This window comes from Clostridiales bacterium (assembly GCA_014799665.1).
GTDB lineage: Bacteria > Bacillota > Clostridia > Christensenellales > Pumilibacteraceae > Anaerocaecibacter.
Window position 1 is genome coordinate 1 of the sequence record JAAVHP010000022.1, and the last position, 9365, is coordinate 9365.

At 41.1% G+C, this 9365-nt stretch carries 7 protein-coding genes; all 7 read left to right on the forward strand.

Annotated elements, in window-relative coordinates; genetic code table 11:
- On the forward strand, window positions 1-171 hold a 171-nt coding region (locus tag HDT28_07655; GenBank protein MBD5132442.1), incomplete at its 5' end, for a hypothetical protein.
- Complete coding sequence (locus tag HDT28_07660; protein MBD5132443.1) at window positions 155-514, forward strand: hypothetical protein; 360 nt, start codon at window positions 155-157, stop codon at window positions 512-514. The genes HDT28_07655 and HDT28_07660, both read left to right, overlap by 17 nt.
- A gap of 56 nt (window positions 515-570) precedes the next feature.
- Window positions 571-1836: a serine/threonine protein kinase gene (locus tag HDT28_07665; GenBank protein ID MBD5132444.1), complete on the forward strand. Its 1266-nt coding sequence runs from the start codon at window positions 571-573 to the stop codon at window positions 1834-1836.
- A gap of 21 nt (window positions 1837-1857) precedes the next feature.
- Window positions 1858-2607 (forward strand): VWA domain-containing protein, encoded by a 750-nt coding sequence (locus HDT28_07670; protein ID MBD5132445.1) that lies wholly within the window; start codon window positions 1858-1860, stop codon window positions 2605-2607.
- Window positions 2608-2618: 11 nt separating this feature from the next.
- Window positions 2619-3788, forward strand: a complete 1170-nt coding sequence (locus HDT28_07675) for a hypothetical protein (protein MBD5132446.1) — start codon at window positions 2619-2621, stop codon at window positions 3786-3788.
- A 132-nt stretch (window positions 3789-3920) separates the two neighbouring features.
- Window positions 3921-8417: a DEAD/DEAH box helicase gene (locus HDT28_07680; GenBank protein MBD5132447.1), complete on the forward strand. Its 4497-nt coding sequence runs from the start codon at window positions 3921-3923 to the stop codon at window positions 8415-8417.
- The coding region (locus HDT28_07685; GenBank protein MBD5132448.1) for a hypothetical protein at window positions 8417-9365 on the forward strand (949 nt) is incomplete at its 3' end. The genes HDT28_07680 and HDT28_07685, both read left to right, overlap by 1 nt.

Here is a 9365-nt window from a genome sequence, read left to right on the forward strand (position 1 = left end):
ATAACTACTGACGATGGTTGGAATATTAGCCTTGGCCGTGGTCTGGACATCTATGACAAATACAACGCTTACTCAATTGCGTCAGGTAGACAGGAACGGCGAAAATGCAGAGAGTTCCGTGTGATATACATGAAATCAGATAAAACGACAGAACATGGGAAAACTGAGTGAATCCGCTTTTGCAATAATGGGCATGTGTGAGAATGAGCGAAAGCCATTCGGAATAACTGTTGACAAACGCGGGAATGCCTACGCTTTCTGTTGGGCATTTAAGATGAGTAAAGAGCAGGCCGCCCGTGAAGGCTATGACAAAACTCATGTAAGAGGTGCAATCGTCTATGATGATGATTTCAACGGGTGCCCATATTGCGGCTCAAAAGGCTTTTATATTTGTAACAGTTGCGGGAAAGTTGTTTGCTACGATGGTAGAGAAATGGTAACTTGTCCCAACTGCGGAACGTCCAGTGGTGTCGTTCCGGGAGAGACGTTCGATTTGTCCGGTGGAGGAATGTGATCAGGGATATTTACCTTTTCTCTTATATTGGTATACTTTATAAACGACCTATATGAATGAAAGAATTAAAAACAAATGACAAAGTAAATCTCGTAGGAGGACTTCAGGCAACAGTTGTCAAAGAACTGGGGCGTGGTGGTCAGGGCATCGTTTACCTTGTAGAACTTCTCGGCAAAAAGATGGCCCTTAAATGGTATCTTAATGCTCCCGACGATAGATTCTATAAGAATCTTGAGTCCAACGTGAAGAAAGGCGCACCTTCCGGAGCATTCCTATGGCCGGAGTATGTTACCATGAAAGAGAAAGAAAGCTATGGATACATCATGCCATTGCGTCCTGATGGATATTATGAGTTCGGGCAATTCTATCTTGCTCGCGTTCAATTTCAGTCTTTTGAGGTACTTCTCAATGCTGCGATGAAAATTTGTGAAGGTTTTGGGAAACTTCATCTCAGTGGTTTCAGCTATCAGGATCTAAACGACGGCAACTTCTTTATTAATCCCGAGACGGGTGATGTGCTCATTTGCGACAATGATAACGTTATGCCGGAAGGTGAAGTGTCCGGAATTCTTGGTAAAGCCCGTTACATGGCACCGGAGATAGTGTTGGGAAAGACTCTGCCTAACAAGGGTAGTGATCGATTCTCTCTCGCTGTCATACTATTCATGCTGTTCTATGGAAATCACCCATTTGAAGGGGATAAGGTGCTTCAATGTCCTTGTCTGACGGAAAAGTATGAAAAGAAATTCTACGGCAGCGAGATACTTTTCATCTACGATGAGAAGGACACACGCAATCGTCCTGTACGCGGAGTGCATCGTAATGTTATCCGCAGATGGCCGGTTTATCCTGCAATCTTGCAAAATGCATTCATCGAAGAATTTACTCAGGAAAAACTGAAAGACCCTGCCAAACGTAGAATCGAAAAGAAATGGCAGGATGTGATTCGCAGTCTTCAAGATATGCTCGTGGTCTGTCCGAAATGTAAGGAGGAAACCTTCATTACTGATCCTCGCTCGCCAAGGTGTATGAACTGTGGTGCCACTATTCAGATCGCTGGTGGAATCCGGTTGCATAACCGAACTGTCTGGCTTACTCCGGGTACAATTTTCTATCTCGGATATGACAATGTCCCGACCGCTCGTATCGTAACAGTCCCGGGCGACAAGTATCCCATCCAAATTCAGAATATGACATCTGAAAAATGGACGGTAGAAACTCCGAGCGGCAAACTGAAGAGCATTGAGCCTCTAGGAATGATGCCTGTAAAAGCCGGTCTTAAAGTAATCTTCGACTCAGCTAATAAAGCAACAATAATCTAAAACCTAAAATATCACAAAATTATGCCAGGATTAATTGATAGCGAAAGGCCTCCACGCAGGCAAATGACACTCTTCTTCATCATCGACAAATCAGGCTCGATGGGTGGTTCTAAAATCGGGAGTGTAAACGATGCAATCGAGAATGTCCTCCCTATGATTGCCGAAATTTCCGACAACAATACTGACGCCGAAATCCGCGTAGCAGCATTGGAGTTCTCCAACAGTACACACTGGCTCTATGATGAGCCAAAGCTTGCACATGAGTTCATCTGGCAGAAGGTTCAAGCTTCAGGTATGACCTCACTCGGGGAAGCATGTGTAGAACTTGACAAGAAACTTTCACGTAACGGTGGATTCATGTCGTCGCCGAGTGGAAGCTACGCACCTGTTGTTCTTCTTCTTTCAGATGGAGGACCGACTGACAACTTTGATGCAGGAGTCAAGAAATTATGGGAAAACAGCTGGTTCACAAATGGAATCAGATTGGCTATCTCAATCGGCAATGATGCTGATGACTATGTGCTTGAAAAATTTACAGGTTCAAGAGAATCAATTGTGAAAGTTCACAATCTGGACGCATTAAAAGAAATGATTAAACTGATGGCCTTAAGATCTTCTTTGATAGGAAGTCAGAGCAAAACAACCTCTGAAAAAACCAAGCAGAGTCAGATGGAGGATATGTTGGAGAAAATTGTTGATAATACTCCCGGAGCAGAGACCGTGGCAAAACCCAACACTGCCGATAGCGATAACTATGATGAGTGGGATTAAATTTAATTAAAATGAGAGGCGTAGGAGTTCTAAACCATACATGTCAAGGTGAGAGTCACAAGGTTTTAGATAAGCCATGCCAAGACTATTCTCTATCAGAATCTAAAGGTGCTTTCGCCATGGCCATCGTTAGCGACGGCCATGGCGGAGCACGCTATTTCCGTAGTGACAAGGGATCTGAAATTGCTGTTAATGTTGCCAAAAAAGCAATAGATGGATTTGTTAAAGATCCGTCTACTTCTAATATATTTCAAAGTGAAGGTGTAGTGCAATATGGTGTAGCACCGAATGCTTGTAATGATGATGTTTACAGATCGTTGTCATGGTTGGTTTCTTATATAATCAGGCAATGGAATTGCAATATAAGGAAGCATGCCGAATCTAACGATATTACCGAATGGGAGAAATCGCATGTAGATGAAAAATATCTCTCGGATTTTCGTTGTGGCCTGCAAAGTGACAATGGTGTCCTCGAAAAGATTTACGGATGTACATTAATGGCCTACGTCATGACCGAGAACTACTGGTTTTCATTTCAAATAGGAGACGGTAAAATGGTATTCTTCAAAGTTGGTGAGCATGGTATGGAGGCAAAACAACTGATTCCATGGGATGAACAATGTTTTTTGAATAGAACTACATCAATTTGTGACAGTGATGCCGCCTCTGAATTTAGATTCGCTTATTGCGGTAATGGTACGTTCCCTGAGGCCGTGTTTCTTGGTTCTGATGGGATTGATGATACTTATGGAGACGGGGATAGGTTGACTGATTTCTATATCCGACTTTACAAGGAAATTGCGACATCGAGTCCAAAACAGGTTTTAAAGACATTGGAATCCGATTTGCCTCGTATTAGTAAGATGGGAAGCCAAGATGATATGTCTATAGCCTGTGTCTTCTGCAAATATCCGGGAAAAAGACGACAGAATGCTCTTCAGATGTCGCAGTGGCAACTTGCTAAACTCCACCAAGAATCAGAAGAACTTGAAAACAAGAAGGCCGGACTGCGTGAAAAGATTGAACGATTGAAAGATACAAGGGAACTATCCGAAAGTGGCCGCATTGAATTGATATATGCTCGGAACGACTTGGGGCGAGTCAAAGATGCTATTGAAAAAATCGAAAGAAGTGTACAAACTATTCAAGCCTTCGATAGGGATTTGAATAAACGTGACTAACCGATGTGTACGTGTAAGTATTGCGGAGTTCAATGGATCGGATTTGGAGAAACTCGGACAGGCCGCAAGCCTTAAAATTTTTGAGAGTGGGATTCTGCCTACAAGGAATAATTGATAGCGGAATAATGATTTATGGGCTATATTGAGGACATAAAGGGAATTGAATCTTTGATACTTGATGACATCATCCGAGTGTCACGAAACAATGTGCCCTCGAAATATCGGGAAAAGCCATGGTCTTGCTTTGGCTTGAAGCATGGTACAGCTGTGCTTTCTAATGAAGAACAACTATGTTGCTATATCGCTTCATATGGTGACATGCACAAAGGCAAATTGGAAAAGGCCTTTGAGACCTTCCCTTGGGAAGAACTCACCTCCAATCTCGAAGTAATCGATTGGGGTTGTGGTCAAGGGATAGCGAGTGTACATTTTGTTTCAAAACTGAGAGATTTCAATCATCTCCCAAAACTTCAGAAGATTACCCTCATAGAACCATCTTCTGTGGCATTGTCAAGAGCTAAGGCCAATGTCCTACAGGCTATCGGTAGTGACATTGAAATTGAGCCTAAGAATCTTTATCTGCCATCGGGTAACCCGACATCGAAAGGAGAACTTGAAAAGTTACATATTGAGGAACCTGTATGTATCCATTTGTTCTCCAACATTTTGGATATCCCTGAAATAGACCTGAAGAAGCTTGCTAATATTATCGCATCTACCGGATACAGGCACTATTTTGTCTGCGTGGGCCCGCTCAACTATGGAAATCATCGAATCGAGGCATTCAGCAGATACTTTGCCAAGGCTAAGGAGGACGTTTTCTCCGACACGATATCCCCTCAATTCAGCCAGTTAAGTAACGGGAAATGGTATAGTTGTGTAACCAAGGGATTTAAGATGATTCGAGAGGATGGCAAGCCATTTCTTGTCCCATTGTCATTCTTTCCACCCAAGGAGTTTCGTGCGTATTACAAGCTTGATGCCCTTTGGAAAACCGACGAAACGATTACCTGTGAAAGTCATGGCTCGTTTGAAGTGCTGGCACCCTTCGATATTGGCGCGAGTATATACTCAGATGTTGATCCAATCGTGGCTGTCCTGAACAATATAATTACAAGAGGTATCCCTACCAAGTGCAGTCCATTCATTGAGAAGTGCTTCGCTGATATATTTAGGGCAACAGAGGAAACAGTGAGGTATGGTGCAATTAATTATGATGTTGTAGACCAACAATCGTTAAAAGATAATGAAGAATTGTTCCGATATACTCCGATTGGGATTGCCCGAATACAGAAGGTGGTGGTTGAAGCCATATTGACCGGTCGCTTATCGCTTGACGAGAAAGAATGGAATGTCGTTGTTAAGGAAGCAGATTATCCGTGCGCCGCTTTAGCATTTGCCGACTTCGAGCAGATGTTCAATAATCTGTGCGCACTCGCCGTTGAGTATTCTGACAGAAGATTCCCAAAGATCAATCTTTCTATTATCAATCCCAAGTTTAAGAATTCTCCTTTGCATCTTGGAAACAAGTGCGTAGCTTCGGTCAAGAAAATCAATAAAGAAGATGAATTTGATTTGGTCATAGACATTAGCTTTAAAGATAAGGGGGATGCAGAACATGTACAGTTTTCTGAATTTAAAGCTAAGAATGATTGTTATTTCAATGTACGTTCTTGTGAGAAGTCTTCATCGCGCCAGATTTATACATCTGACAGAATAACATATAAGCCTCTCACGCAAATAAATCAATCAGGAGGCTATGATAATATTCAAGAGACGGTAGAGTATCTGAATTATTTCCTGACTCTTATCTTCCGCAAGATAGCGTTCCGTCCGGGGCAGCTGCCAATCTTAAATAGGGCAATGCAAAATAAGGGGGTGATAGGACTGCTCCCAACCGGTGGTGGTAAATCCCTTACTTATCAACTTGCGGCTATGCTTCAGCCCGGAGTAACAGTTGTAATTGATCCGTTGAAGTCTCTGATGGAAGACCAATATGACGGGTTACGCGCAATTGGCATTGACGCTTGTACATATATAAATTCCGAATTAGGTAAGGATGAGAGAGCGGCACATGAAGCTATGATGGAGTCTTCCAAGGTAATTTTTACCTTTATGTCTCCTGAAAGGCTTTGCATATATGAGTTCCGGGAGAGACTTAAGAATATGCATCAACTTGGTGTCTATTTCTCATACGGAGTTATTGATGAAGTGCATTGTGTCTCAGAATGGGGACAGGATTTCCGATTTTCCTACCTCCATCTCGGAAGAAATCTTTATAGCTATGTTAAGGCTAAGGTCGGGGAAATATCATTATTCGGTCTTACCGCAACTGCTTCATTCGATGTGCTGTCCGATGTTGAGCGTGAATTGTCCGGACATGGTTCATTCACGCTTGATCCCGATACCATCGTAAGATATGAGAACAGCAATAGGCTTGAATTGCAGTATAAGATAGAGAGAATTGACCTTGAATATACACCTGCTAAGTTTGATGATCATGGAGTCCTTTTAAGGCATAATTACCCAATGCCCGTGAAGCTTAGTAATTCTAAAGATTCCGCTTGGGTAAAAAGTAATTTCCTTAAAACTTTGATACCGAAAATCCCTCAGTATCTTAGAGAACTGCAGACTGAGGAATCGATTCAACGGATAGTAGATAGATTTCAAGAGCGTGAGGACCTGGAAGCGATAGATTCTAAGTCGCTTTTTGTAGATGTAGATGATGACTTCCTATCGGATCGAGAAAACTATGATAGTGGTGGAATTGTATTTTGTCCTCATGTGAACTCTACGGGATTGAGCGTAAACATAAATTCTCAAAGTTTAGGAGAATTATATAAAGTTGGCTCTTTCTCCGGTTCCCCACAATATGGAGAAACTGATAACAACTCGATGGAGAATATGCGACTCTTCAGAGAAAACAAACTACCTCTGATGGTTGCAACCAAGGCTTTTGGAATGGGTATTGATAAACCTAATGTAAGGTTTACAATAAACATGAATTACTCCAGTTCTCTTGAAAGCTTTGTTCAGGAAGCCGGGCGTGCCGGACGAGACCGAAAGATGGCTTTGTCTATAATTCTAATGACCAATTATAGACTTGTCCGAATATCTCGCAGATGTCCGATAATGCAAGAGCCCATACCTCTGATAAAGGGACAATGGTTCAAGGAGGAAGACCTTAAAACGATACTTAATGGTTTCGGAGTGCGTGTCGATGACCAATTCATTGATGTGTGCAATCCTCTTGTGGACATGGTCAGACTTATTTGTCCTACCGCGAAATCTATGAGTCAAGAGGAAGGTAATCCAATCAATTTGATGTGGAATTGGCCTTGCGATTCCAGATGCTCGAAGTATGAGAATTGTCAGTTAAGGCATGTCCATCCGGATTATCGATTTAAGTGGATGTATTATAAAGACCTGAAATCTTACTTAAACTATAACCGCATTCGATTTGGACCTGAAAATATTGAATACCAGAGTTATGACTATGGCACAGTGATGTTTTTCTTCAATAACAACTTCAAAGGCGAGCTGGAAGAGAAGAAAAAAATGCACGAACTGTTAAGTGTGAAGCCTGTAACATTCTTCCTTGGAGACGATGCTCAGTATAAGGATGCCGCATTGCATTCCGGTAATGGATTTATGGAGGCATTACTCTCCTGCAAGGTTGGCGATGACCTCGTTGTTTGGATACCTTATAACGATGACTCTTACCAAGATGTAGCAAAGGCTATATATAGAATGTGTGTGATTGGTCTAATTGACGATTTCACACAAGATTATCACCGTAATTCTTTCAGAATCGTAACGACACGCAAAAAGCCGGGATCTTACTACCTACGAATGAAATCATTCTTGATGAGATACTATTCGGAAGAGCGTGCCGAAAATGAGGTCGAAAGAGCTAGCATCCGCAAAGGTCAGAATGAAATCCATAAGTGTCTTGGCTACCTAACAGAGTTTGTATACGACAAAGTCGTTATGAAACGCAAGCGAGCAATTGACGATATGAGGAATTTCTGCCTCACCGGTATTGACGAAACCAAAGACTGGAAAGAGATAAATGAGGATCTTAAGGATGAGATTTTCTTTTATTTCAATTCTAAGTTCGCTCGCGCAGGATACAGAACAGAGAATGATGAGCCATTCTCACTTTACGATGATATTGTAGAAGATAAACATCGTGATTTCGATATTCTCTTCAAATATATGAGAGTCATCGATAACGATGTGATTGGTGCATCCGGTTCTCCCAAAGATAACATCAAGCATCTCCGAGGTGCTGTTAGACTTATAAGAAGGAGTGAAACTGATACTAATCCGGTGTTGTCACTGCTGAATGTATTCTGTCTTATGATAATGAGACAGCCGAATGATAATAAGATGCTGGATGAACTTGATGAGAGTTTCATCGAAGGATACCGTATATTCAAAGAAGAGATAGCCGATAAGGAAGTATTCTATTCTTTGATTGAAAGATTCTATAATGAATTTTCGTTAAATCAAAGGAATGCCGCATCTCAAGATGAAATCCGTCATCTGAAGGAACTTCAAATTTTATTTGAACTTGAAGATAATGGGGAGTGGCTCAATAATTTAAAAAATTATTATACAGCTTAATGGATACACAACAAATACTCTCATCTTTGGCTAATCTCAGAGATAATCTGACAGCCATTGAATCGGCTCGACTGCAGGTCCAAAATAATGTCGCGGCCTATGATAGAGTGCAGCAGCAGTTAGCTGATACTGCAAACAATATAAATCGGATTTTAAATGACTTCACCTCAATTTCAAGGGCAGTTGAAGCTCATGAGAAATCTGTGGAGTCAAGCATTGAGTCGTCTAAGAAAGAGATATTCAAAGCGCTCAAAGAGAAAGCAAATTTGATTTCTAAGGAATCTTCAGGAATAGTTGATGCGTTGAAGGATTCATTAACTTCGCTTAAATCGGAGATATCAAATGCAACAGAAAATGCAATCCAAGAAATAAATGAAAAGACAATCCAATCAAGCAATATCTTGAACATTCAATTGGATGGCTTTCATGAGCGTTTTGAGTCGACATTACGCTCTTCTATAGATAGATTTGAAAAGCAGATAAAGAAATTGAATGGTGATTTAACAAAGAGTAGTGACGCATTCAATAATTCTATATCTTCTCAACTCAATCTGTTATCTACGTCTGTAAGCCAACATATTTCTAAATATGAAAGCCTGTTAAATGATTTTAACTCAAATATCGACATCCTGCGGACCCAGAATAATGCCTTGGGTAATATTGTTTCTTCTATCGAAACAACAATAGGAGATAAAATTGATCAGCTCTTACCTAAGATGGGATACTTATTTGATATTGTCAAGGACTCAATATCGGATGTAAGAGCAGATATACGTACGAAAACGGCGGAACTTACGACTACGTTGCAGAAAGTGCAAGATGTTTTAGGTGATGATGTCAAAACTACTTCCTCTAAAACTCAGAAGAGTATAAAAGACTCCAAGGATGAAATTAAGAAAAGAATTGATAAGATGGATAAAGCTACCTCTTCTGAAGTAGATGCTCTCC